Raw genomic sequence first — 22,865 nt, 5'->3', positions numbered from 1 at the left:
ATTGATAATCTACTATTTTATTTTAATACCTTCCAGTTCCAATAAAAACTCCTTTATATGAAGTCCGCCACCATATCCGACTAACTTTCCGTTCATGCCAATTACACGATGGCAAGGAATAAAAATTGAGATTTTATTTCGATTGTTTGCCATTCCGACTGCACGGACTGCTTTTTCATTATTGATTGCGATTGCGATGTCCTTGTAGGAACGGGTTTCACCGTAAGGAATTGTTTCAAGAGCGTTCCAGACTGAAATTTGAAAAGGAGTTCCTTCTTTTAGAAGTGGCAAGTCAAAATTTTTTCGTTTTTTGGAAAAGTATTCAAATAACTGATTTTTTGCCTTTTTTATTAACTTGGTTTCTTTAATTTGAAAATTATCATCATTTTTAAATTTTTCAATTTCATAATTCCAGATTACATCAGTAATATGAGAATCATTTTCTGTTGTGGCAAGTCCAATTTTTCCAATTGGAGTATCAGTTTCATAAAAATAGACATTTTTTTTCATTATTTCAGCCTTTCAATTTTTGAATATTTTATACTTAAAATTTATTGATAAAATTAGTTTTGATTATAATAAACTGTTAAATTTTTTATTATAGAAACATTATAGTATAATTTTATAGAAAAGTAAATATAGCATAATAAATTTTATAATAATTTTTTCATTACTTCTAGTTTTTTTGAATAATATGTGTTATAATAATAACGTAAAATAAATTAATTTTATTTTTTACAGATTTTAAAAAACTGTTATTACATAATTGTATCAGATATAACAAAGAAAAAAGACAGTTAATAAAAAACGTTGAAGGAGTTGAAACTTATGAGAAAATGTAGAAAGTTAATGTTAATGTCGATATTTTTGGCATTTTGCAGTTTAGGATTTTCTAAAACGTATTTTCAAGTATATTTAAATGATGCCTCATTAGCTAATCTTAGGGAAAAACCTTTAGGCAGTTCAAAAATATTAGCTGGATTGGATATGTTTGAGGAAGGCGAATTAATTAGAAAGGAAGGTAACTGGTATTACATAAAACATAGAACAGAATCAGGGAAAATACTATATGGGTATATTCATAAAAGTCAAGGCTACCTGATGGAGACTTATGTTGTTTCTTCAAAGGACGGATATGCAAATATAAGATGGGAACCTTCTTCAAGTGCAAAAATAGCTGAAAAAAAAAATGGAAAAATATTAGAGGTTTATGAAGAAAAAGGAGATTGGCTGTATATTACATACGGAGATTCTCCGCATATACCAGTAGCATACGTACATAGAAGTCAAGTTAAGAAAGAGAAATAATATATTGTAAAATTTAAGATAGGATGATGTGAAATGAGAATATCGAAAAAATTATTAACAATAATAGGAGTATTAATTTTAGTTGCAGTCGTAGCAGTAGCGGTAGAGAATAATACGATGAAAAAGACTACAAAAAAGATAGAGGCAGAAGATACTATGAAAAAAGAGTCGTTGGAAAAAATGGAAGAAAAATTCAACAATTACGCAAGATATGAAAAATATGAAGAACTTTTTGACTATTTTTTTGAAACATTTTATCCTGAAATGAAAAGACAAAATTATTCTAAATTACAACATTTTATAGAAGCAACTTTTTTTATAAACGATCAGCTGAAAGATGAAAATGAAAAACTGTATAATAAAAATGTAAAAAGATTTAAAAAAGCAGGACTAGATTATGCATATTCTTCAAAACATAAAGAAATGAAGGATTAAGGAGTGTTGAATTTAAGATTTAACTAGAAAAATTTCTAATTTGAACATTGAGCAGAAATTTTTAAACATAATTTTGAATCAATAAATTATAAAAATAAAGAGAGGAAGATTAAAATGAAAATATGAAAAAGATTATTAATGGTAACGGTAATATCAATTTTTACTGGAGTTGCAGGAAATGCTATGGCAAATGGAAGAATATGTTCCGGAGTTCTTTCAAATGGAGATTATTCGGGAAGATTCAGAGTGACTGCAAATGGGAATTTAAGTTATTATACTGAATATTTTGAAATAGAGAATGGAGAAATAAGAATTTATCCAACTTTCAATTTTCAGACAAGGGAACTGGCTTTTGATATAAGGGATAATAATGTAAGAGTTTCATGTGAGTAATAAAAACTCCACTAAAGAAGAAAATTTGAAATGAGAACTTTGATATTTTCAGAGTTCTCTTTTTATGATATAATGGGAAATAAATTAGATGAGGTTTTTCAGTTATGTTGAATAAGTCATTATGGGAAAAGAAAATATTTTGGGATAGTTTTCTTTTAAAAAAGATTATCAATAGAAAATTAAAATTGTGGCTGTATAATCAATATAAAAAAGAAGAAACAGATAGTGGAGAAGAAGAGGTAATAATTAAGGAAAATTTAAATTATGAATTACTTTGTGACATTTTAAACAATACAGAAAAATATGTAAAAGTCAAAAATGGAAATTCAGAAAATAAGTTTTTGATTTATAATGAGACAGCAAGAGAAGGTGAACCGTTTATTGTGGCAATACTTAAAGATATTTATGCTTTTTGCGTATTTTTTTATATAAGTAAAAAAGAAGGAAAGTACATTGTTAAGAATAAATGGTTTGATGAAATTGAAATTGAAGATATGGAAAAATTTTTGAATAATTTGCAGGAGTGTAACGTAAATCTTGATGTCCCTGAATTTGTAAATTTGAAAAGATATTATTATAATGAATTGACGTTAATTGAAAAAATCTTAAAGAGATATTTTGGTACAGGGAAAATTGAAGTCAAACTAGATGAAAATATTAAAATTAACCGTAAATACAGTGGAATAAAATTAGGAGATCACATTGAAAAAGTAATTCCTGCGTCAGAGAAAAGAAATCTAAAAAAATATTATCAGTATTTGCTGTATGAAGACAAGGAACAGAAATATTCATTATTTGCAAATCCAAAAACTGGAAAAATTGTAAAGATTGATATAAAAGATGAGAAGTATTTTCCAGCAGAAGATTTGAAAATTGGTGATTACTTAACCGAAGAGAAAATGGTGAAATATGAAATTTATTACGATGAAGATGATGAAGATGTGTGGCTTAGTGAAGTAATAAAAGAATTGGCAATAGTAACAGAACTTATTGGGGAGTATCCTAATCAGAAAGAAAAAATACTGTGGTATATTTGGTTTGATTGTAAAGAGTACAGTTTTTAAGAGAAAGAAATCATACTTAAAATTGTAAATGTTGATTTACAAAAATTCAAAAAAATTTAGAATATAATGGAGGTTTTCATGAGAAATTTTGAAAAGAAAGTGGAAAGAGATTTTTTTGATGTTTTTTTAGGAATATTAAAAATAACAGGAATATTTATTTCTACATGGATTGTGTTATTAGTACAAAGAGCAATCTTTAATTATTATTACTATATCAATGTATTAAAGTTGAATTATGGCAATGAAAATGCTGGGATGATTCCAACGTTAGTAGAGGCGGTATTTAGTTTTACTGTTTTGGTTATACTAACTGTTATTTTTATAAAAATGATGAAAACAAGATTTGGCGCAAATAATTTGATAAAAATAATGCTGTGGACTTTTGCTATGATGGTTATAATAATTTTCTTGCTTGGAGGAGGATTTGCTTTTTCTGTGTCAAAGAATTCTGAAATAATAGATTTGAATTATATGATTTTAATATTTTTTAAAAAAGGAATTTTAAATGGAATAATGGGAACAGAATTAGTTGGAATCTTGCTGACAGTATCCTTATTTTCTATCAAAGTATATGAAAAAAATAATGGAAAAAGTATATTTTCAATTATTTATACAGCTATAAATTCAATAATCTTAATTATAATGTATTATTTTATCTCTATTTTTATGGATATATATATATATCAAACTATAGCAGGTACAAAGAATGATTATATTTGGAAATTTATGATAGAAATAATAAAGAGTACAGATCTATCTAAAGCAATCTTTAATTATTTTTTTTATGTGGTAGTTTTGATTATTGTAATTTTTACAACAATATTAATTTTAAATATTTTTTCAGATAATAAAAAATCGCAATTAAAAATAAATAACACTAAATAGAAATTATAAAAAAGGAAATATAAAAAATGAATTTATTTGACGAAGTATATGAAGATAAAAAGCCGCTGGCATTTAGATACCGTCCCAAAAGTCTTGATGATTTTTATGGACAGAAGAGATTGGTTGGAGAAAATGGGATTTTGAGGAAGATTATTGAGCGAGGAAACTTTATGAATGCGATTTTCTGGGGAGCACCGGGAACAGGGAAAACGACGCTTGCAGAAATAATCGCTGTTAAAATGAATTACCATTATGAATATTTGAATGCTATAAAAGCCTCTGTAACTGATATAAAGAATATTTCTGACAAGGCACACAGCAGCTTTCACACAAATGGACAGCAGACGCTATTATTTTTGGATGAAATTCATAGATTTAACAAGTTGCAGCAGGATTCACTACTTGAAGATTTGGAAAATGGAAATATTATTTTGATTGGAGCGACTACTGAAAATCCTTATTATAACTTGAATAATGCGTTGTTATCAAGATGTATGGCATTTGAATTTAAGAAACTGAGAGAGGATGATTTGCTTAAAATATTGAAAAATATTAATGAAAAGGAGAATTTTGGAATTTCAGATGATATTTTAGGATACATTTCAGAAATAATCGAAGGAGATGCAAGGCAGGCTATAAATATTTTGGAACTTATAACAAATGTTGGAGTGGAGTTTACGCTGGAGGAAGTAAAGGAAATTTTGAATACAAAAAAATCATATCACAGGACAGAAGACAAGTACAATACAATTTCAGCAATGATAAAAAGTATTCGTGGGAGCGATCCTGATGCGGCTGTCTACTGGATGGCGAAAATGCTTTCTGGCGGAGAAGATATTTTATATATTGTAAGAAGACTTGTAATTTTGGCTTCTGAAGATATTGGACTTGCAAATCCGCAGGCTTTACCAATTGCTGTGGCAGGACTTAATGCGATAAAGGAAATTGGAATGCCCGAAGCTAGAATCATCTTATCTGAAGTGGCAATCTATCTTGCAATTTCTCCCAAGAGCAATTCAGCCTACAATGCTATAAATTCAGCACTAAGCCACATTGAAAATGAAAAAATTCAGGAAGTGCCAGTTCATCTCACAAAAGTTGGAGCAAAAGCCTACAAATACCCGCACGATTATGAAAATCATTATGTAGAGCAAGTTTATATGAATGAAAAAATGAAATTTTATGAACATGGAGAAAATAAGTTTGAAAAGGTGGCGGATGAGTGGCTGAAGAAGATTAAGAAAAATCCCAAGCCTTGATAAATACAAGGGTTTGTGATAAAATAAATTAACAAAATATATTGGAGGAATGATGCCGAATGAAAAAAAGAGCTTTGATTAGTGTTTTTGATAAGACTGGGATATTGGAATTTGCACAGTTTTTAAATCAAAAAGGTGTGGAAATTATTTCTACTGGAGGGACTTACAAGTTTTTGAAGGAAAATGGGCTTTCTGTAATAGATGTTTCAGAAGTTACTAATTTTAAGGAAATGCTGGATGGAAGAGTGAAAACATTGCATCCAAATATTCATGGTGGAATTTTGGCGATTAGGGACAATAAGGAGCATATGGATACGATTGCGAAAGAAGGAATAGAGACGATTGATTATGTTGTTGTTAATCTTTATCCGTTTTTCAGGGAAGTTCAGACAGATAAGACTTTTGATGAAAAAATTGAATTTATTGATATAGGTGGGCCTACAATGCTTCGTTCGGCTGCAAAATCATTCAAAGATGTTACAGTTATCTGCGAAACAGAAGACTATGAGAAAATTATGGAAGAAATTGAAAATAATGGGGAAGTTTCATTTGAAACGAAAAAAAGATTGGCTGGGAAGGTGTTTAATTTGACATCAGCTTATGATGCGGCTATCTCTAATTTCTTGCTGGAAGAGGAATATCCAAAATATTTGAATGTTTCGTATGAAAAGAAATTTGACTTGAGATATGGGGAAAATCCTCACCAATCGTCTGCATACTACGTTTCAACTACTGAAAATGGAAGTATGAAAGATTTTGTTCAGTTAAATGGAAAAGAATTGTCGTTTAATAATATCAGGGATATGGATATTGCCTGGAAAGTGGCAAATGAATTTGATGAAATTGCCTGCTGTGCTGTAAAACACTCGACTCCTTGCGGTGTGGCAGTTGCAGATGATGTTTTCACAGCTTACAAGAAAGCCCATGATTGTGATCCAGTATCAATTTTTGGTGGTATCGTTGCGATTAATAGAGAAATTGACGCAAAAACTGCACAGGAACTGAATAAAATTTTCCTAGAAATCGTAATTGCCTCAGCATTTACTGATGAAGCTCTGGAAATATTAAAATCCAAGAAAAATTTGAGAGTAATAAAATGCGAAGTTGCAAAACCGCAGGATAAAGTGGAATATGTAAAAGTTGACGGCGGAATATTAGTTCAGCAGACAAATCGAAAAATGATTGACAATATGGAAGTTGTAACGAAAAAACAGCCAACAGAGCAAGAATTAAAAGATATGGAACTTGGAATGAAAGTCGTAAAACACGTAAAATCAAATGCAATTGTAGTCGTAAAAGACGGAGCAGCAACAGGAGTTGGAACAGGACAGACAAACAGAATCTGGGCAACTCAGCACGCACTTGAACATGCCAAAGGGGACTTGGATTCACTAGAAGGAGCAGTTCTGGCATCAGACGCATTTTTCCCATTCAGAGACTGTGTAGACGAAGCTGCAAAATACGGTATCAAAGCATTAGTACAGCCAGGTGGCTCAATTAGAGACAAAGAATCAATCGAAGCCGCCGATGAACACGGAATGACAATGGTATTTACTGGAATCAGACATTTCAAACATTAAAATTAAACAAATACTTGTTTTTATAGATAAACTGTACTTAAAATATATGAAAAGGGGTAACCTATATCAAAATTTAAGAATAGAGGGACAATTAAAATTCAAAAAACTATATAATCCCAATTATATAATGGAGATATAGACCACTCCAATATCGAAGGTGACTGAAACAAAAGACACGAAAAGAAGTTCTTGAGATTGAGAAAGAACTTAATTCATTAACATAAATTATAAAGGAGATTTTTATTATGAGATTTATTTCATCTATATTTTCAATATATTTTTCTATTATGGAGTTTTCTATAATAACAAAAATTATAGTATTATTTGCTGTTGTATTATATATATATTCACTTATTAAATTGCTCCATTTTAAGTTTATTGAACTTATATATAGTTTTATTGGATTTACAGTTGGACTATTAGGAATAGTAATTGTAGGTTCTATATATAGAATTATATATCATATGTTAGTATTTATTATATTTGGTGCTAAACTTGAGGCTTTTTATACAATCCCTTTTGATGATATTGGTTGTGTGATTTTAACTGTGACGTTCCTTATGTTTAGTTATGCAGTTCTTGAAAGATTACTTGACGATGACAGAAATCCCATCGTTATTTCCAAGAACAAAGAATATAGTTCAAATCGGTATACTGGCGGAGGATTACTTGATGAATATAACAGGGGTCATTTTGAGTTTATAAGTTATAGCGAGTTTTTAGAAAGGCGACAAACTAAGTCATTTGATGAATTATATGAAGAAGAGCTTGATTTGATAAGTCGTCGTATTATCGAATTATATGAAGAAGAGATGAAAGAAAAAGAGGAACGTGAAAATTGAGTAACTGTTAATCGTGAATGGGATTATCATACAGGTGATTATGTTGAGGAAACACACTATAAATTTTAAATAAAATAATACTAGAGAGTGTTTATAATTTTGTGTAAACTCAAAATTATAATATATGGTACAGGATGGTAGTTTTATCGTCCTGTTTTTTTTATTCTTCCTTCAAAATAAATGCTTAACTGGGAGTATGTTTCTCCCCATACTTATATTCTTCATACTACAAACATTATAAATGTTTATAGTATTTGTAGTATGATTGCCTACTAATTCCCATGTATCTGCAAAACCCATTTACAGATATTTCCTTATTTTTAACTCGTTCCAACATCTCAGAATCCTCTTTAAATAAATTAATGGACTTAGCAGGCGTTCTACACAATTGCCCGTTTTTCTGCTAAATTTTCTACCTAAATCATTAACAGGCATATTTCTTATACCGTCATTAATTCTTTCAATAAGTGTAGTTCTTTCTCGTTCTGCCAAGTATATTAGAAGTGGAATGATAACTACATTTACAATTTCGTCTTTCTTATCATCAACTCTGTGATTTAAAAGTTCCTGATTAATTACAATGATATTAATGTTCATTTCTTTCAGTTTTGTATAAAGCTCTGTGACTTCTGTAAAGTTTCTTTCAAGTCTGTCAATATCAGTAACAATAAATGTATCATTTTCTCTAATTTTTGAAACAAGTTTTTTAAGTTCGGCACGTTCCATATTTTTTCCACTTTGCACATCGCTTTATATTTGTATGTTAGAATAAAAAGTGGAGAAGTTAAAGAGAGTAAATTTTAATAAAAAATGATATAATAAAAAACTATTAGGAGGATCAATGAAAAATCAAAATTTACTCAGGAATTTAAGGAAGATACTGTAAAATATTATCATTCATCAGGAAAATCAGTTAGAGAAGTTGCTGACGAGATGGGAATTGGGAAATCAACATTAGATGCCTGGATATCAAGGGCAAAGAAAAATGACGGCAAGATAGAAATGCGTGGGGCAGCAAACTATGCTTCAGATAAAGACAAGGAAATCGCAAGACTGAAAAAAGAACTGAAAGATACGCAGGATGAATTAGAAATATTAAAAAAAGCAATGGGCATACTGAGCAATTAATGAAACAGAAAATTTATGAATCAGTTGAAAGCTATGAGAAGGAACGCAAAGTTTCTGTTAACAGTGTGCTCCCAAAATTAGGTGTTTCATCATTGGGATATTATTCATGGAAAAATTGGGAAAATCGAGGCAGGAGATAAAGAGAGAAATAAAAAAAATATATGAAAGGTCAAAAAAAAGTTTACGGAGCCCTCAAGATAATGAAAGAGCTAGAAAAATTGGAGAAAAAGTGAGCCAGAAGACGGTAAGTAAATATATGAGGGAAAGCAATATGGGTAAAGAAATATAGGCTGGAAAAGTATGAAGAAATGGAAAAGGAATTGAAAAATGTATTAAGCAGGAAGTTCAGTCCGCCAGAGTCAAATATGGTCTGGGTAACGGATATAACATATGTCTATACATAGGCTTCGTATATTTATCGAGCATAATGGATCTTTATTCATGGAAAATAATATCATGGGAAGTGTCAGACAGCTTATCAGTAGAAATAGTGTTAAAAACAGTAGCCAAGGCAAAGAGTGCGAGAAAATTAGGAAAAGCATTAATAATCTACAGTGACAGGGGAAGCCAGTATACGAGCAAGGAGGATAAAAATGTGACAAGGCATCCGAAAATTGAAAGAAGCTACTCAAGGAAAGGGAATACATGGGACAATGCGGTAATAGAGTCATTTCATTCGATAATAAAGAGAGAATGGTTAAATCGTTACAGAATAAGGGGTTTACTGGAAGCGAAGTTTTTAATTTTGAATATATAGAAACATTTTACAACAGCAGAAGACCGCACTCCCATTGTAAAATGCTATCGCCGAATGAATTTGAAAAAAAATACTCTGCTTAACTTCTCCTTTTTCTTGACATAAGACCAAATAAGGAAAATGAAGGGCAATGCCAAAGAAAAGCCTAAAAAGCCGCATAAAAGAAAAAAGAAGGCTGAACAGGCGAAGTACCCTGGGGAAAGAGTGCAGATAGACATAAAATATGTTCCGGAAGAATGCATACAGTTTGGCACACGTGACCAGAAGTATTATCAAATAACGGCATTAGATGAATATACAAGAAAAAGAGTGTTGAGGATAGCAGATGAAAAAAGCACCTATCAGACTGCAAAGTTTCTAGAGAACTTGGAAAGGGAGCTGGGATTTGACATAAAGAAAGTTCAGACAGACAACCGGAAAGAGTTCACAAATTCTGAAAGTGATAAGAAAACGCTGTTTGAGGTGAAACTGGAGGAGAAGGGGATAGAGTACGTGACAATCCGTCCATATTCGCCATGGGAGAATGGAAAAGTGGAAAGAAGCCACAGGCTTGACAGCAAGTACTACGCAGACAAGAAATTTAAAAGCAAGGAAGAACTGTTAAGGGCAATAAGGAAATACAATACAAGATACAACAACATATCAAGAAAAGTACTGGGCTTTAAGAGTCCAAATGAAGTATTAAAAGAGTACAAGGAAAATCATTAGGTTAAAGATATATTAGGAAAGAAATATTTTTTTTAATATATTTTTGTAACAAATGTTTGACATCTATACAACTAAATATAAAAGAAATTAAATATTAAATTGACAAATTGAAAAAATTATGTTATTATATTCAAGGATTGTTAAATTAGCTATATAATGGGACTGTAGCTCAACTGGTCAGAGCAACCGACTCTTAATCGGTAGGTTGTGGGTTCGATCCCCACCAGTCCCACCATCATCTTCTATAAAATATTAGTGATAAGAGTTTTTTAGGCTCTTATTTTTTTGTTTTAATATTACAAATTCAGAAATAGAAGAAATATCAAAAAAAAAACAAAATAAAGCCCTTGAATAATTTCAAAAAGTGAAGTACAATTATAGTAAGAAAAAGTTTTTAGAAGATATAAAAATAAATTATAAAATTTAGGAGGTAATGTAATGGGAACACCGCATATTGGAGCAAATAGAGGAGATGTTGCAGAAACTATACTATTGCCAGGAGACCCGCTTAGAGCAAAATATATTGCAGAAACATTTTTGGAAGACGTTGTTCAGTATAATAATGTTAGAGGAATGCTAGGATTTACTGGAACTTATAAAGGGAAAAAAGTATCTGTGCAAGGAACTGGAATGGGAGTGCCTTCAATTGGGATTTATTCATATGAACTGATAACTGAGTTTGGAGTAAAGAATTTGATTAGAATTGGAACAGCTGGTTCTTATCAGGAAGATGTAAAAATTAGGGATGTTGTTATTGCAATGTCAGCTTCAACTGATTCAGCTATTAACAAATTAAGATTTAATGGAGCGGATTATGCGCCTACAGCAAGTTCAGATTTAGTTTTCAAGGCTTATGAAATTGCTAAGGCAAAAGGATTGAATGTAAAGGCTGGAAATGTATTTACAAGTGACACTTTTTATGGAGATGACCCTAACGCTTGGAAAAAATGGGCTGAATTTGGAGTATTATGTGTGGAAATGGAAACAGCACAACTTTATACAACTGCAGCAAAATTAGGGGTAAATGCCTTGACATTGCTTACAATTAGTGATTCATTCATTACTCATGAGGTAACAAGTGCTGAGGAAAGACAAACAACTTTCAATGAAATGATAGAAGTGGCTTTAGAAACGGCATTACAGTTGTAAAAATAATTAAGGAAAATAACTGAGGGAGAAAAAGTAGTGGAATTTTACAAAAGATTAGTTATAAAAATTTTAGAACGTAGTTCAGTTGGTTCTGAAAATAGAATTTTGAAAAAGTTAAAAAGCGGGTATGACTTGACACAGAGAGAAATGTCAGAACTTGAAGAATTACTGGAAAATATTTTATAAATAAAGATATTTAATAAATCTTTATCTTTGAGACAAGGGGATTATCCCCTTGTTGTTAATTTAAACTAAAAGAAAGGAAAATAAAATGAAAATAGAAAATTTATATCCTGAAAAAGTTTTTCACTATTTTAGTGAAATTTCAAAAATACCAAGAGGTTCAAGAAAAGAAAAAAAGATTAGTGACTGGATTGTAGAATTTGCGAAAGAAAGAAATCTGGAAGTTATTCAGGACAAGGCATTAAATGTATTAATAAGAAAGCCTGCAACAGCTGGATACGAGGAATATTCACCACTTATCCTGCAAGGACATATGGATATGGTTTGGGAAAAAAATAAAAATACACAATTTGATTTTGAAAAACAGGGAATTGAACTTGTTGTGGAAGATGGACACTTAAAGGCAAATGGAACAACACTTGGGGCAGATAATGGAATTGCTGTGGCTTATGCACTTGCCATACTTGATAGCAATGACTTGAAACATCCGGCACTTGAAATTATTATCACAACTGACGAAGAAGACGGAATGAGCGGAGTTAATAACCTTGACTTTGGAATTTTTTCTGGAAAGACACTTATAAATTTGGATACTGAAGAATACGGACAAGTTTATGTGAGTAGTGCAGGTGGGGCGAGAATTCTTAATGAGTTTAACTTTGATGCTGAAAAACTAGAAGAAGATGATACTGTAATAAGTGTTGATGTGAAAGGTCTTCTAGGTGGGCATTCAGGTGCTGAAATTCATTTAGGATTAGGAAATTCAAATAAAATTTTGGCAGAAGTTCTGAATCACTTAAATAAAAAATACACTCTTGCAATAATAGATATTGACGGTGGGGAAAAGACTAATGCAATACCGAGAGAGGCTGTGGCATTACTGGCTGTGAAACTTGAGGATGAGAAAGTCAGCGATTTTGAAAAATTAGCAAACCTTGCTTTTGAAAATATAATAAAGGATTTTAAAATTATTGATAAAAATCCAGTTATTGAAGTGAAGGAAGTTAAGAAAGAGGAACTAAAAAATCAAGGGAAATTATCAATTTCCAATACAAATGCCGTTATTTCATTTTTCCACGAATTTCCAAATGGAGTTATCTCAATGAGTAAAGATATCGAGGGACTTGTAGAAACTTCAATAAATCTTGGAGTTATAAAAACTGAAAATAAAGATGGAAAAATTGTTATAAAAATTCAGGCATTACCAAGAAGTTCAGTAAATAAATCACTTGAAAAATTACTAAATGATGTGAAGGAACTTTCAGAAAAATATGGAGTGGCAGTAAAAATAAATTCTCCGTATCCATCTTGGGAATACCGAAAAGGTTCAAAGATTCGTGATATTGTAGTAAATTCATTTAAGAAAATAACAGGAAAAGATCCTGAAATTAAAGCAATTCACGCTGGACTTGAATGCGGAATTTTTGATAACAATATGGAAAATATTGATATTGTTTCAATTGGGCCTAATATTTACGGTGCACACACTCCTGAAGAAAGAATGGAAATAGATTCAGTTGGAAAAACTTGGGAATTATTGCTAAAAGTTATGGAAGATTATAACATTAAATAAAAAATAAAAACAAAAGGAATATTAAATGAAAAAAGAGCCAAATAAACAAAAAGAAAAACTAAAAATAAATGAAATTATAGTGGTTGAAGGGCGAGATGACATAACAGCCATAAAACGAGTTGTAGATGCACATATTATCGCCTTAAACGGTTTCTCCGCATTATCTAAAAAAACAATAAATAAAATGGTTGAGCTATCAAAAAATAACGATTTAATTTTATTTACAGATCCTGATTTTGCAGGAAAAAAAATTCGTGATACATTAAAAAGATATATTCCAAATATAAAGCATGCTTTTGTAAGTCAAAAGGATGCAACTAAAAATGATAATATAGGAGTTGAAAATGCCAATGACAAAGCAATTTTAGAGGCATTAAAAAATGTTATTACAGCTAGTCAAAATATTGAAGATAGATTTAATATCAGCGACTTGATTGATAATGGATTTGTTTCTGGAAGTAATGCAAAAAAACGTAGAATAATGCTCGGAGATATTTTAAAAATTGGCTATTATAATGCAAAACAGCTTTTAAAGGCTCTAAATTCATTTAATATTTCAAAAGAACAGTTTGAGGAAGCTGTTGAAGAGATAAATAAGGCTGGTGTAGAATAAAAAATTTAAAAAAGGCTGTGTTTGAAGTTGTAATTTGTTAATTGAAAAAATACAAGTTAAAAAAAGGATATAAAAAATGTTTAAGATTAATGATGAACTATATGGAGAATGTTATGTAGACGATGTTATCTATGAAATAATAAATACAAGAATTTTTAAAAGATTAAAAAATATCTATCAGTCTGGTGGTGGATATCTGGTTAATGAATTATGGAATGTAAACAGATACGAACATTCAATAGGAACAATGATATTGTCTTTAAAATTTAATGGAAATATTGAAGAACAAATAAAAGCCCTTTTACATGATATTTCACATACAGCTTTTTCCCATGTAATTGATTATGTCTTAAAAAATAAAAGTGAAGATTATCATGAGAAAATTCAAGAAGATTTTCTAAATGATGAAGAACTGTTAAGCATTTTAGAAAAATATAATTTAAATATAAAAAGAATAATGTCAAAAAATTATAGTTTTTTAGATGACGAGTTACCTGAATTATCCTTTGACAGAATAGATTACACTTTGAGAGATCTGTTTAGGCAGAAAAAAATTTCACATAAAGACGTAAGGGAAATAGTTAATAATCTAGCGGTATATCAAAATAAATTATGCTTTAATTCTTTAGAAATTGGAAAATGGTTTCAGAAATTATATTTTCAGGAAGTGGTAGAGTATTTTCAAGATCCGTTAAATATGTATATAAACACGATGTTATGCAATTTACTGACTTCAGCTTTGAATGAAGAAATTATTCAGCTTCAGGATTTTAATTTTACAGATGAATATATAATAAAAAAAATAAATTCTTCGTCCAAAAAGAAAGAATTGGAAGATATAATAAATAAGAAAAAATTTGATGAATTTTTATTATTGAAAGAAAAAATAAAAGTAAAAAAAAGATGTATAGATCCTTATATACTCGTAAATAACGAAATAAAAAGGATCTCTGAAATCAAATAAAATATAAAATTTATTTTACAAAATTTTATAAATAATTATTTAGATGATTTTTTATAAGGACAACTAATTAAATGGTCATCAACTATTCCGATTGCCTGTAAGAAAGAATAAACGATTGTAGATCCAACAAATTTAAAGCCACGTTTTTTCAAATCTTTACTAATTTTATCAGATAACTCTGTAGTAGCAGGTGCTTCTGATATCTCTTTCCAGTTATTGATAATTTGCTTGTTGTCTGTAAAATTCCAAATGTACTTGTCAAATGAACCAAATTCCTTTTGTACTTCCATAAATGCAAGGGCGTTTTTAACAGAAGCGGCTATTTTTAATTTACTTCTCACAATTCCTTCATTTTGAGCCAGTTCAGCCAACTTAGTTTCATCATATTTTGCAATTTTTTTATAATCGAAATTGTCAAAAGCTTTTCTAAAATTTTCTCTTTTATTCAAAATAAGATTCCAGCTAAGTCCTGCTTGAAAGCCTTCTAAAATTAGCATTTCAAAAAGATAATTATCATCGTGGGAAGGTACGCCCCATTCAGTATCATGATACACAATGTCATTTTCAGATTTTGCCCATGGACATCTAGTTTTTTTCATATTCTAATCCTTTCAATTTTTTAGTTATTATAAGTAAAATTATTTTAAATTTTAAACATGTTATTAGGATTTAGCGTATTTTAAATATTCATTTATAAACAAGTCAATGTCTCCATCCATAACCTTTTCAACGTTTCCCTCTTCTGCCTTTGTTCTGTGATCTTTTACCATTTTATAAGGCTGGAAGACATACGAACGGATTTGGCTTCCCCATTCGATTTTTGATTCTGTTCCTTTTAATTCTGCCATTTCTTTCTCACGTTTTTCTAGTTCCAGCTCGAATAATTTAGATTTTAATATTTTCATTGCAGTTTCACGGTTTTTTAGCTGTGAACGCTCGTTTTGGCATGTAACTACGATATTTGTTGGTAGATGAGTAATTCTAACAGCTGAGTCTGTTGTATTTACGTGCTGTCCTCCTGCACCGCTTGCCCTGTAAGTATCAATTTTCAAGTCTTCTGTACGAATATCAATTTCAACATCGTCTTCTATTTCTGGAGTAACATTTACTGCGGCAAATGAAGTATGCCGTCTGGCATTAGAGTCAAATGGAGAAATTCTGACAAGCCTGTGAACGCCTTTTTCCCCTTTTAAATATCCATAAGCGTAATTTCCTTTTATATTTAATGTTACACTTTTTATTCCAGCTTCTTCTCCAGCGAGACTGTCAAGGATTTCAACTTTAAAATCATGCCGATTTGCCCACCTGTCATACATTCTGTAAAGCATTTCAGCCCAGTCACATGCCTCAGTTCCACCAGCCCCCGAATTTATCGTAAGAATTGCATTATTCATGTCGTATTCCTCATCCAGAAGCAATTTTGTCTTAAAATTATCAATTTCGTTCTTCAAATCCTGTGCTTTTTGCTCAAGTTCATTTTCAAACGAATTGTCCCCCATCTCAATAAACTCAATAATGGTAGAAACATCTTCAAAAAGCCCGTTTAAACTGCTGTATTCCTCAAGGAGCTTTTTCTTTGCACTAATAGTCTTTAATATTTCCTGACTGTTCTCGCTATTCCAGAAATCTGCCTCAAACGTCTTTTTCTCCAAATTGTCAATTTCATTTTTTAAATTTTCAATGTCAAAGATGCCTCCTGATTTCTTCAATATTAATTTCATTTATTTCGTTTTGTTTTTTTATTTCAAATAAATCCATATTTTTAAACCTTTCTTTATATTATTTTGCTAACTTTTTTGATTCTAAAGTAAATTTTTTTTTAGAAAAAAAGAAAATAACTATTAAATAAGTTTTCAATACAAAAAATCTTTTAAATTTAGATTTTGTATTTTTTTGGAAAATATTAAAAGAAGCTGCTTTTTAAAACAGCCTCTCATAAGTTTTTAGAAAATAAAAATTTTTTTATATTTTAGGTTATAATTATTTTCTCAAACCTTCAACAACTTTACCAGTTTCTTCGTTGTACCAAACTTCGTTTGTTAATGGTTCTTCTTTTACGTAAGATAAAATATTGTTAAATGTTGCTTCAGCAATATTATCTAATGCTTCTTTTGTTAAGAAGGCCTGGTGAGAAGTCAAAACAACGTTGTTAAATGATAATAATCTAGCTAGTAAATCATCTTCCAGCACGCTTGCTGATTCATCTTCGAAGAAATAGCTGCTTTCATTTTCATAAACATCAAGTCCTGCTCCGCCGATTTTTTTGTCTTTTAATCCTTCAACGAGAGCCTCGGTATCAATTAATCCACCTCTGGCGGCATTGACGATGATAACCCCATCTTTCATTTTAGCAATAGTTTCTTTGTTAATTATATGTCTTGTTTCAGGGAATAATGGGCAATGTAATGAAATCACATCAGAATTTGCAAATATTTCATCTAATGTTACATAAGTGAAGTTTTCTTCTTTTGCGGCTTGTTCATTAGGAAATTTATCATAACCAATAACTTTCATTCCTAGTCCATTTAAAATTTTTATAAAAATTCTTGCGATTCTACCAGTTCCTATAATTCCAGCAGTTTTTCCGTTTAAATCCATTCCAGTTAGTCCTGCTAAACTAAAGTTTCCTTCCCTTGTTCTGTTGTAGGCTTTGTGAGTTTTTCTGTTTACTGACATAAGAAGAGCTAGTGAATGTTCAGCAACGGCAAATGGCGAATAGGCAGGTACTCTTAAAACAGTGATTCTGTTTTCACGTGCAGCTTTTAAGTCAATATTGTTATAACCAGCACATCTTGCAGCAACAACCCTAACTCCATTTTTTGCAAGGATGTTTAATACCTTTGCATTTAAATCATCATTTACAAATGTGCAGACTACATCCTGATATTTTGTAAGCATTACATTTTTTAGACTTAATTTTTCTTCAAAATATGTAATGTTTGCCCCAAATGTTTCATTCCATTTATCAAAAAATTCAATATCATAAGGTTTTGCATCGAAAACTACAATTTTCATTTTACATTCCTCCTAAAATTTATTATCATATTATATTCATTATAGCAAAAAAAATTAGGCTAAGTCAAATGATTTTACAAGATTTTTATTATTTTTAAAAAGTTTTCTATAAAGTGATTCTAAAAAAGTAAAGAAGTAAAAAAATTCAAATTAATTTTTTAAAATAAAAATTTTTTGTAAAATAAAGTAAATAAAATATGTTAAAATGTTTTATGAGAGAGTAAAAATGAAAGGAGAGGTTATCTTTATATGATAAAAAATTGAAAAAAGATAACAAAAATCATGAAAGATTTAATTGAATTATTTTTTGTATTTGCAAAAATAGGATTATTTACCTTTGGTGGTGGATATGCAATGTTACCTATGCTACAAAAAGAAATAGTAGAAAAACATAAATGGGCTAAAGAAGATGAAATTATGGATTATTTCGCAATTGGACAAGTTACACCTGGCATAATAGCTGTAAACACAACTACGTTTGTCGGACATAAGACAAAGGGAATTATAGGAGGAATTGTTGCTACAGCGGGTATGGTGTTTCCGTCAATAATTATTATTACAGTAATTGCTGCATTTTTGAAAAACTTTGCGAATTATAAGCCAGTTCAGTATGCTTTTAATGGAGTTAGAGCCTGTGTTTGTGTATTAATTTTTGAAGCAGTGAGAAAAATGGCAAAAAATTCAGTAGTTGATAAGTTTTGCCTTGTAATTTTTATTATGGTAATTGTGTTATCAGTTACAAATTGGGTATCTCCAGCTTTAATTGTAGTTCTTGCTGGAATTTCTGGTATTTTTATAAAAAATTTTGTAAAAAAGGGGATTAAATAATGAAAATAGAACTAATTAAATTATTTGAGTTATCATATGAATTTTTTAAAACAGGTTTATTTGCAGTAGGTGGAGGACTTGCAACACTTCCATTTTTGTATGATATTGGAAAAAGAACTGGCTGGTACACAGCAGGCGATGTATCAAATATGATTGCAATTTCCCAATCCACTCCAGGTCCAATGGGAATAAATATGGCAACTTATGTTGGCTTTTCGGTATCAGGATTAATCGGTGCATTATTAGCTCCAACAGCAATAGTACTTCCATCAGTGATTATAATAATTGCAATTTCAAAAGCATTGACAAAATTTAAAGAAGCTGCATTAATGCAAAAAATCTTTTATGGATTACGTCCCGCATCAACAGGTCTTATTGTAGCCGCAGGTTTAGGAGTAGCTAAAATAACACTTTTAAATTTACCAAAATATAAAATTACTCAGAATTTAATTGATGTATTAAATTATAAGTCAATAATTCTAGCACTGATTATTTTTGGAATAATGAAAAAATTTGATTTACATCCGATTGTGTTAATTTTAATTGCAGCTATTATTGGAATAGCGTTTAAATTTTAATTAATAATTTTATTTCTATTTTCCTAGTAAAAAAATATAGCAAATTTGAGAAAAATATGATATAAGTATAAATGAAGAAGAAATTAAGTAAATTAAAAATTTAAGATTTAAGAGAGGATTGATTTGATGAACGCAGTAACAGTCAGTACAATTAACTATCAGCAGATGGCTTTTGGATTCCTAGGTGGATTAGGATTGTTCCTATTTTGTATAAAGTACATGGGGGACGGACTGCAAATGGCTGCTGGAGATAGACTTAGATATATTTTGGATAAATATACAACTTCTCCGTTTTTGGGAGTTCTAGTTGGAATTTTTGTAACGGCTTTGATACAGTCAAGTTCAGGAACATCAGTTATTACTATAGGTTTAGTTGGAGCAGGACTTCTAACTTTAAGACAGGCAATCGGAATTATTATGGGAGCAAATATTGGTACAACGATTACAACTTTCATAATTGGATTTAACATTACGCATTATGCATTACCGATATTGTTTTTAGGAGCAGCGTGCCTATTTTTCGTAAAACATAATTTCATAAATAATTTAGGTAGAATTTTATTTGGTTTTGGGGGAATATTTTTTGCATTGACATTGATGTCAAGTGCAATGGAGCCACTTAAACATTTACCAGCATTTACAGAATTAACAATAAAATTAAGTAACAGTCCAGTTTTAGGAGTATTCATCGGTACAATAATTACAATGCTAGTTCAGGCTTCAAGTGCCACAATTAGTATTTTACAAAATGTGTATCAAGAAAATCTTATAACGTTAAAAGCGGCATTGCCTGTACTTTTTGGGGATAATATCGGAACAACTATAACAGCAATAATTGCAGTAATTGGAGCAAATACTTCAGCAAAAAGACTTGCTTTGTCACACACAATGTTCAATATAATAGGAACAATTATTTTTATGATTTTCTTATCGCCATTTTCGATGTTTGTGGAAAAAATGGCTCAGTTTTTTCATTTGAATCCAAAAGTAACAATAGCATTCGCACATGGTTCGTTTAATGCTATGACAACAATTTTGCTGTTTCCGTTTATTGGAGTGCTGGAATACATTGTTGTAAAATTAATCAGAGAAAAAGAAGAGGACAAAGTTGAACATAAGCCAAGATATCTGGATGCTGCATTAATATACACTCCTTCAATCGCATTGGGACAAGTGAAACAGGAAATGCTTTCTATGATTTCAATTGCATTAAAAAGTTTGGAAAGATCAGTTGAATTTTTTCATGATCATAACGAGAAAACTGCAGAAAGAGTTGACAAAACAGAGGAAGCAATAAATAATATCGATCAGGAAATTACAAAATACTTAACTTCATTATCACAGGAACATATAACTGAAAAAGATGGGGAAGAAATCAGCATGTATCTTGATATGTGCCGTGATGTAGAACGTATAGGGGATCATGCAGCTGGAATCGTAAGAGATACCAGATATGAAATTAAGAAAAAATTGGTATTTACAGAGACAGCTCATGAGGAAATACAAAAATTATTCCTAATTTCAAAACAAATTATTGAGACTGCTGAAGAGGCGCTAAGAAATAATGACACAGAAAAAGCCTTCGCAGTAGTAGACTTGCACAACAAACTTTACACAAAGGAAAAAGAAGTGAGAAAAGCGCATATAAGCCGTGTAAGTAAACAGGAATGCGATGTAAAAGCAGGACTTTACTACATAGATGTTGTATCACATTTCACAAGAATTGGAGACCATGCCAGAAACTTAGTTGAAAAAATGATTGAAAATAAGGCAAATTAAGGCAAATTAAAGTATATGAGAATAGGCTAGCGATAGCCTATTTTTTTAAAAGGTTAAATTTTTGGGAAAAATTACAGGATTTTTTAAGGAAAAAGACTAAAATTTTACAAGATTAGAGTGTATAATATAATTGTGGAAGTGTTCAAAAATTATAAATTTAATTAAAATAGTTATGAAAAAGGAGGATGATTAACTATGAGAAAAATTGGAAATATAATACTTGGAGCTCTAATTATGTTAGTTGGACTCGTAATTTTGACAGAAAGTAATGATAATCATATTGATATAAAAATTTCAGATAACGAAAATTTGAGTGTAGATAACATAAAAAATGTAACAGCAGTAACTGAAAAAAAAGGTTCAGGAAAAAAAGTAAAGGCTGTAATTATTGAGTTTGATAAAACAATAAAAAATGAAAAATTATCAAAAAATGCAGTTACTGTTACTCAAAAGAGTATTGCCAAAAAAAATATAGACGATCCAGAGGATGAACCTTTAGCAAATACAACTGAAACAAAAGTAAATAGAGAAGTTTCCAAGATATATGCGAGTGATAAAATTGATGAAAATGGAAAAGAAGGAAATGGGAAATATCTTTACGTAGAATTGGCTGAAGATGGCGAAAATAATAATATTGTTGCACAAACAGACTTGGATAGTGTTAAAATATCTGTTTCGCAAGATAATAATAATTATTTTATAGGTAGTAAAAGCTTTAATGTGAATGGTAAATAAAATTAAGAGGGGAATGACAAGAATGGTAAAAATGAGAAAATTAGTAGTACTAATAAGTTTACTGATGGTAATAATCAGTTGTTCAAATAAAAACGACACACAAGTAAATAAATCTGATTTGACAGAAAATAAAGTTAAAAATGAAGTATCAACAGATACTGGATATTTAAAAAACATAACATATTCAAATTTAGCGGATAAAAAAGTACAAAACGAAGTACAGGAAATATTAAAAAATTCTGGAGTTAATTCTAGCAATATAAATCTTTTTTTTAAAAGTGTAAATTATTATAACGAAGCAACTCAAAATAAAGGGCTTCTAAAAGAAGGTTTTGTTAATTCTGAAAATATAAATCCAATTTATGATGAAGTGGCTATCCAGCAAATCTGGGATAAAAAAAATAAGAATTTTCCAGGCTTTAATTGCCGGATAACAGCATTTACATTTATGAAAGATTACGTAAAAGTAGAAAAACCAGTTGTAAAAACAGGAGAAATGCTTTTTATGGATATGGAGTCACTGAAAAATGTACCATTTGAATTATTTTCACAAAATGAAAAGGATAGATTTGTAAATTTATTTTCAGAAATTCCGACAAAGGCTACTAAAGATGTAAATATTCACGTTGAAAATGTTAAAAATGTGTGGAAAGAGCGAGGAGTTACATTTGATAAAAATAGTAAAATATCAATGATTTCTGTGTTTTTTCATTTTAATGATGAACCTGAAGAAAATATTTTATTTATTGGACATGTTGGAGTTCTTGTTCCAGAAAACAATGGAAAACTTATATTTATTGAAAAACTGGCTTTTCAACAGCCTTACCAAGTATTAAAATTTAATAATCGAACAGAACTGAATGATTATCTTATGAACAAATACGATACTGCATGGGGACAACAGACTGCGAAGCCATTTATTATGGAAAACGATGAATTGCTAAAGGGCTACAGAGGGAATCCAAATAATAATAAATAATTATTTAAAATATTTTAAGAGGAGTATCTAACAATGCTTTTTTTTACAAGAAAAAAATCATGGAAATTATTTGCTGGAATAAGTTTATTGGTAGTTTTTCAATTTGCTTG

At 30.0% G+C, this 22,865-nt stretch carries 26 protein-coding genes, 1 tRNA gene and 1 pseudogene; 23 read left to right on the top strand and 5 right to left on the bottom strand.

Annotated elements, in window-relative coordinates; genetic code table 11:
- Positions 1-12: 12 nt before the first annotated feature.
- The gene (locus ACZ5B9_RS08180) at positions 13-510 is read right to left on the bottom strand and encodes a methylated-DNA--[protein]-cysteine S-methyltransferase (RefSeq protein WP_464422159.1); all 498 of its coding nucleotides are present in this window, start codon (positions 508-510) and stop codon (positions 13-15) included.
- 318 nt (positions 511-828) lie between these two features.
- Here ACZ5B9_RS08180 and ACZ5B9_RS08175 point away from each other — a divergent pair, with 318 nt between their 5' ends.
- From ACZ5B9_RS08175 to ACZ5B9_RS08140, 8 genes are all read left to right on the top strand, one after another.
- Positions 829-1,308 (top strand): SH3 domain-containing protein, encoded by a 480-nt coding sequence (locus tag ACZ5B9_RS08175; RefSeq protein ID WP_464422158.1) that lies wholly within the window; start codon positions 829-831, stop codon positions 1,306-1,308.
- A 33-nt stretch (positions 1,309-1,341) separates the two neighbouring features.
- Positions 1,342-1,743, top strand: a complete 402-nt coding sequence (locus tag ACZ5B9_RS08170) for a hypothetical protein (RefSeq protein ID WP_464422157.1) — start codon at positions 1,342-1,344, stop codon at positions 1,741-1,743.
- A 138-nt stretch (positions 1,744-1,881) separates the two neighbouring features.
- Entirely contained in the window at positions 1,882-2,136 is a 255-nt protein-coding gene (locus ACZ5B9_RS08165) for a hypothetical protein (protein WP_464422156.1), read from the top strand.
- Between the two features lie 104 nt (positions 2,137-2,240).
- Entirely contained in the window at positions 2,241-3,200 is a 960-nt protein-coding gene (locus tag ACZ5B9_RS08160) for a hypothetical protein (protein ID WP_464422155.1), read from the top strand.
- A 78-nt stretch (positions 3,201-3,278) separates the two neighbouring features.
- Positions 3,279-4,085, top strand: coding sequence for a hypothetical protein (locus tag ACZ5B9_RS08155; RefSeq protein ID WP_464422154.1), 807 nt, complete (start codon positions 3,279-3,281; stop codon positions 4,083-4,085).
- Positions 4,086-4,111: 26 nt separating this feature from the next.
- A complete protein-coding gene (locus ACZ5B9_RS08150; RefSeq protein WP_464422153.1) occupies positions 4,112-5,344 on the top strand; it encodes a replication-associated recombination protein A in 1,233 nt (410 codons plus the stop codon).
- A 59-nt stretch (positions 5,345-5,403) separates the two neighbouring features.
- Positions 5,404-6,924 carry a bifunctional phosphoribosylaminoimidazolecarboxamide formyltransferase/IMP cyclohydrolase gene (gene purH, locus ACZ5B9_RS08145; protein ID WP_464422152.1) on the top strand — a complete coding sequence of 507 codons (1,521 nt, stop codon included), beginning with the start codon at positions 5,404-5,406 and terminating at the stop codon, positions 6,922-6,924.
- A gap of 464 nt (positions 6,925-7,388) precedes the next feature.
- Positions 7,389-7,766 (top strand): hypothetical protein, encoded by a 378-nt coding sequence (locus tag ACZ5B9_RS08140; protein WP_464422151.1) that lies wholly within the window; start codon positions 7,389-7,391, stop codon positions 7,764-7,766.
- Positions 7,767-8,066: 300 nt separating this feature from the next.
- Here the strand turns inward: ACZ5B9_RS08140 and ACZ5B9_RS08135 are convergent, their stop codons facing one another.
- On the bottom strand, positions 8,067-8,492 hold the full coding sequence (locus ACZ5B9_RS08135; protein WP_464422150.1) for a recombinase family protein: 426 nt from the start codon (positions 8,490-8,492) through the stop codon (positions 8,067-8,069).
- Positions 8,493-8,594: 102 nt separating this feature from the next.
- Here ACZ5B9_RS08135 and ACZ5B9_RS08130 point away from each other — a divergent pair, with 102 nt between their 5' ends.
- The 10 genes and pseudogenes from ACZ5B9_RS08130 to ACZ5B9_RS08085 all read left to right on the top strand — a co-directional run bounded on the left by ACZ5B9_RS08130 (position 8,595) and on the right by ACZ5B9_RS08085 (position 14,841).
- On the top strand, positions 8,595-8,894 hold the full coding sequence (locus tag ACZ5B9_RS08130; RefSeq protein WP_464423941.1) for a transposase: 300 nt from the start codon (positions 8,595-8,597) through the stop codon (positions 8,892-8,894).
- Between the two features lie 106 nt (positions 8,895-9,000).
- Positions 9,001-9,183, top strand: a complete 183-nt coding sequence (locus tag ACZ5B9_RS08125) for a hypothetical protein (RefSeq protein ID WP_464422149.1) — start codon at positions 9,001-9,003, stop codon at positions 9,181-9,183.
- Positions 9,184-9,321: 138 nt separating this feature from the next.
- A complete protein-coding gene (locus ACZ5B9_RS08120; protein ID WP_464422148.1) occupies positions 9,322-9,651 on the top strand; it encodes a transposase in 330 nt (109 codons plus the stop codon).
- A gap of 111 nt (positions 9,652-9,762) precedes the next feature.
- Positions 9,763-10,359: pseudogene (locus ACZ5B9_RS08115) on the top strand (DDE-type integrase/transposase/recombinase); the annotation flags it as partial.
- 158 nt (positions 10,360-10,517) lie between these two features.
- A tRNA-Lys gene (locus ACZ5B9_RS08110) sits at positions 10,518-10,594 on the top strand.
- Positions 10,595-10,797: 203 nt separating this feature from the next.
- A complete protein-coding gene (gene deoD, locus ACZ5B9_RS08105) occupies positions 10,798-11,508 on the top strand; it encodes a purine-nucleoside phosphorylase (RefSeq protein WP_464422147.1) in 711 nt (236 codons plus the stop codon).
- Between the two features lie 36 nt (positions 11,509-11,544).
- Entirely contained in the window at positions 11,545-11,694 is a 150-nt protein-coding gene (locus tag ACZ5B9_RS08100) for a hypothetical protein (protein WP_006803764.1), read from the top strand.
- Positions 11,695-11,779: 85 nt separating this feature from the next.
- Positions 11,780-13,264 carry an aminoacyl-histidine dipeptidase gene (locus ACZ5B9_RS08095; protein WP_464422146.1) on the top strand — a complete coding sequence of 495 codons (1,485 nt, stop codon included), beginning with the start codon at positions 11,780-11,782 and terminating at the stop codon, positions 13,262-13,264.
- Between the two features lie 25 nt (positions 13,265-13,289).
- Positions 13,290-13,877 carry a ribonuclease M5 gene (rnmV, locus tag ACZ5B9_RS08090; RefSeq protein ID WP_464422145.1) on the top strand — a complete coding sequence of 196 codons (588 nt, stop codon included), beginning with the start codon at positions 13,290-13,292 and terminating at the stop codon, positions 13,875-13,877.
- Positions 13,878-13,953: 76 nt separating this feature from the next.
- Positions 13,954-14,841 (top strand): HD domain-containing protein, encoded by an 888-nt coding sequence (locus ACZ5B9_RS08085; RefSeq protein WP_464422144.1) that lies wholly within the window; start codon positions 13,954-13,956, stop codon positions 14,839-14,841.
- 35 nt (positions 14,842-14,876) lie between these two features.
- On the opposite strand, the gene ACZ5B9_RS08080 is transcribed toward ACZ5B9_RS08085, so the two are convergent.
- From ACZ5B9_RS08080 to ACZ5B9_RS08070, 3 genes are all read right to left on the bottom strand, one after another.
- On the bottom strand, positions 14,877-15,440 hold the full coding sequence (locus tag ACZ5B9_RS08080) for a DNA-3-methyladenine glycosylase I (protein WP_464422143.1): 564 nt from the start codon (positions 15,438-15,440) through the stop codon (positions 14,877-14,879).
- Between the two features lie 63 nt (positions 15,441-15,503).
- A protein-coding gene (gene prfB / locus ACZ5B9_RS08075) for a peptide chain release factor 2 (protein ID WP_464422142.1) occupies positions 15,504-16,599 on the bottom strand; the annotation gives its coding sequence in 2 pieces (ribosomal slippage) (positions 15,504-16,526 and positions 16,528-16,599; 1,095 coding nt in all).
- Between the two features lie 222 nt (positions 16,600-16,821).
- Positions 16,822-17,856: a 2-hydroxyacid dehydrogenase gene (locus ACZ5B9_RS08070; protein WP_315289066.1), complete on the bottom strand. Its 1,035-nt coding sequence runs from the start codon at positions 17,854-17,856 to the stop codon at positions 16,822-16,824.
- A 282-nt stretch (positions 17,857-18,138) separates the two neighbouring features.
- Between ACZ5B9_RS08070 and ACZ5B9_RS08065 the strand changes: the two genes are divergently transcribed.
- From ACZ5B9_RS08065 to ACZ5B9_RS08045, 5 genes are all read left to right on the top strand, one after another.
- Positions 18,139-18,684, top strand: coding sequence for a chromate transporter (locus tag ACZ5B9_RS08065; protein ID WP_464422141.1), 546 nt, complete (start codon positions 18,139-18,141; stop codon positions 18,682-18,684).
- A complete protein-coding gene (locus ACZ5B9_RS08060) occupies positions 18,684-19,262 on the top strand; it encodes a chromate transporter (protein ID WP_464422140.1) in 579 nt (192 codons plus the stop codon). The genes ACZ5B9_RS08065 and ACZ5B9_RS08060 overlap by 1 nt, the downstream gene beginning before the upstream one ends.
- 126 nt (positions 19,263-19,388) lie before the next feature.
- Positions 19,389-21,041 carry a Na/Pi cotransporter family protein gene (locus ACZ5B9_RS08055; protein ID WP_464422139.1) on the top strand — a complete coding sequence of 551 codons (1,653 nt, stop codon included), beginning with the start codon at positions 19,389-19,391 and terminating at the stop codon, positions 21,039-21,041.
- Positions 21,042-21,236: 195 nt separating this feature from the next.
- On the top strand, positions 21,237-21,776 hold the full coding sequence (locus tag ACZ5B9_RS08050) for a hypothetical protein (RefSeq protein WP_464422138.1): 540 nt from the start codon (positions 21,237-21,239) through the stop codon (positions 21,774-21,776).
- Positions 21,777-21,798: 22 nt separating this feature from the next.
- Positions 21,799-22,755, top strand: a complete 957-nt coding sequence (locus ACZ5B9_RS08045; protein ID WP_464422137.1) for a DUF4300 family protein — start codon at positions 21,799-21,801, stop codon at positions 22,753-22,755.
- The last annotated feature ends 110 nt before the right edge of the window (positions 22,756-22,865 follow it).

It is taken from the genome of Leptotrichia sp. SK-5 (assembly GCF_055387215.1).
This window is presented reverse-complemented; position numbering and strand designations above follow the sequence as displayed.

Coding starts and splice junctions, on each gene's coding strand:
- ACZ5B9_RS08180 (WP_464422159.1), bottom strand. CDS start 510: ATGAAAAAAAATGTCTATTTTTATGAAACTGATACTCCAATTGGAAAA.
- ACZ5B9_RS08175 (WP_464422158.1), top strand. CDS start 829: ATGAGAAAATGTAGAAAGTTAATGTTAATGTCGATATTTTTGGCATTT.
- ACZ5B9_RS08170 (WP_464422157.1), top strand. CDS start 1,342: ATGAGAATATCGAAAAAATTATTAACAATAATAGGAGTATTAATTTTA.
- ACZ5B9_RS08165 (WP_464422156.1), top strand. CDS start 1,882: ATGGTAACGGTAATATCAATTTTTACTGGAGTTGCAGGAAATGCTATG.
- ACZ5B9_RS08160 (WP_464422155.1), top strand. CDS start 2,241: ATGTTGAATAAGTCATTATGGGAAAAGAAAATATTTTGGGATAGTTTT.
- ACZ5B9_RS08155 (WP_464422154.1), top strand. CDS start 3,279: ATGAGAAATTTTGAAAAGAAAGTGGAAAGAGATTTTTTTGATGTTTTT.
- ACZ5B9_RS08150 (WP_464422153.1), top strand. CDS start 4,112: ATGAATTTATTTGACGAAGTATATGAAGATAAAAAGCCGCTGGCATTT.
- purH (WP_464422152.1), top strand. CDS start 5,404: ATGAAAAAAAGAGCTTTGATTAGTGTTTTTGATAAGACTGGGATATTG.
- ACZ5B9_RS08140 (WP_464422151.1), top strand. CDS start 7,389: ATGTTAGTATTTATTATATTTGGTGCTAAACTTGAGGCTTTTTATACA.
- ACZ5B9_RS08135 (WP_464422150.1), bottom strand. CDS start 8,492: ATGGAACGTGCCGAACTTAAAAAACTTGTTTCAAAAATTAGAGAAAAT.
- ACZ5B9_RS08125 (WP_464422149.1), top strand. CDS start 9,001: ATGGAAAAATTGGGAAAATCGAGGCAGGAGATAAAGAGAGAAATAAAA.
- ACZ5B9_RS08120 (WP_464422148.1), top strand. CDS start 9,322: ATGGATCTTTATTCATGGAAAATAATATCATGGGAAGTGTCAGACAGC.
- deoD (WP_464422147.1), top strand. CDS start 10,798: ATGGGAACACCGCATATTGGAGCAAATAGAGGAGATGTTGCAGAAACT.
- ACZ5B9_RS08095 (WP_464422146.1), top strand. CDS start 11,780: ATGAAAATAGAAAATTTATATCCTGAAAAAGTTTTTCACTATTTTAGT.
- rnmV (WP_464422145.1), top strand. CDS start 13,290: ATGAAAAAAGAGCCAAATAAACAAAAAGAAAAACTAAAAATAAATGAA.
- ACZ5B9_RS08085 (WP_464422144.1), top strand. CDS start 13,954: ATGTTTAAGATTAATGATGAACTATATGGAGAATGTTATGTAGACGAT.
- ACZ5B9_RS08080 (WP_464422143.1), bottom strand. CDS start 15,440: ATGAAAAAAACTAGATGTCCATGGGCAAAATCTGAAAATGACATTGTG.
- ACZ5B9_RS08070 (WP_315289066.1), bottom strand. CDS start 17,856: ATGAAAATTGTAGTTTTCGATGCAAAACCTTATGATATTGAATTTTTT.
- ACZ5B9_RS08065 (WP_464422141.1), top strand. CDS start 18,139: ATGAAAGATTTAATTGAATTATTTTTTGTATTTGCAAAAATAGGATTA.
- ACZ5B9_RS08060 (WP_464422140.1), top strand. CDS start 18,684: ATGAAAATAGAACTAATTAAATTATTTGAGTTATCATATGAATTTTTT.
- ACZ5B9_RS08055 (WP_464422139.1), top strand. CDS start 19,389: ATGAACGCAGTAACAGTCAGTACAATTAACTATCAGCAGATGGCTTTT.
- ACZ5B9_RS08050 (WP_464422138.1), top strand. CDS start 21,237: ATGAGAAAAATTGGAAATATAATACTTGGAGCTCTAATTATGTTAGTT.
- ACZ5B9_RS08045 (WP_464422137.1), top strand. CDS start 21,799: ATGGTAAAAATGAGAAAATTAGTAGTACTAATAAGTTTACTGATGGTA.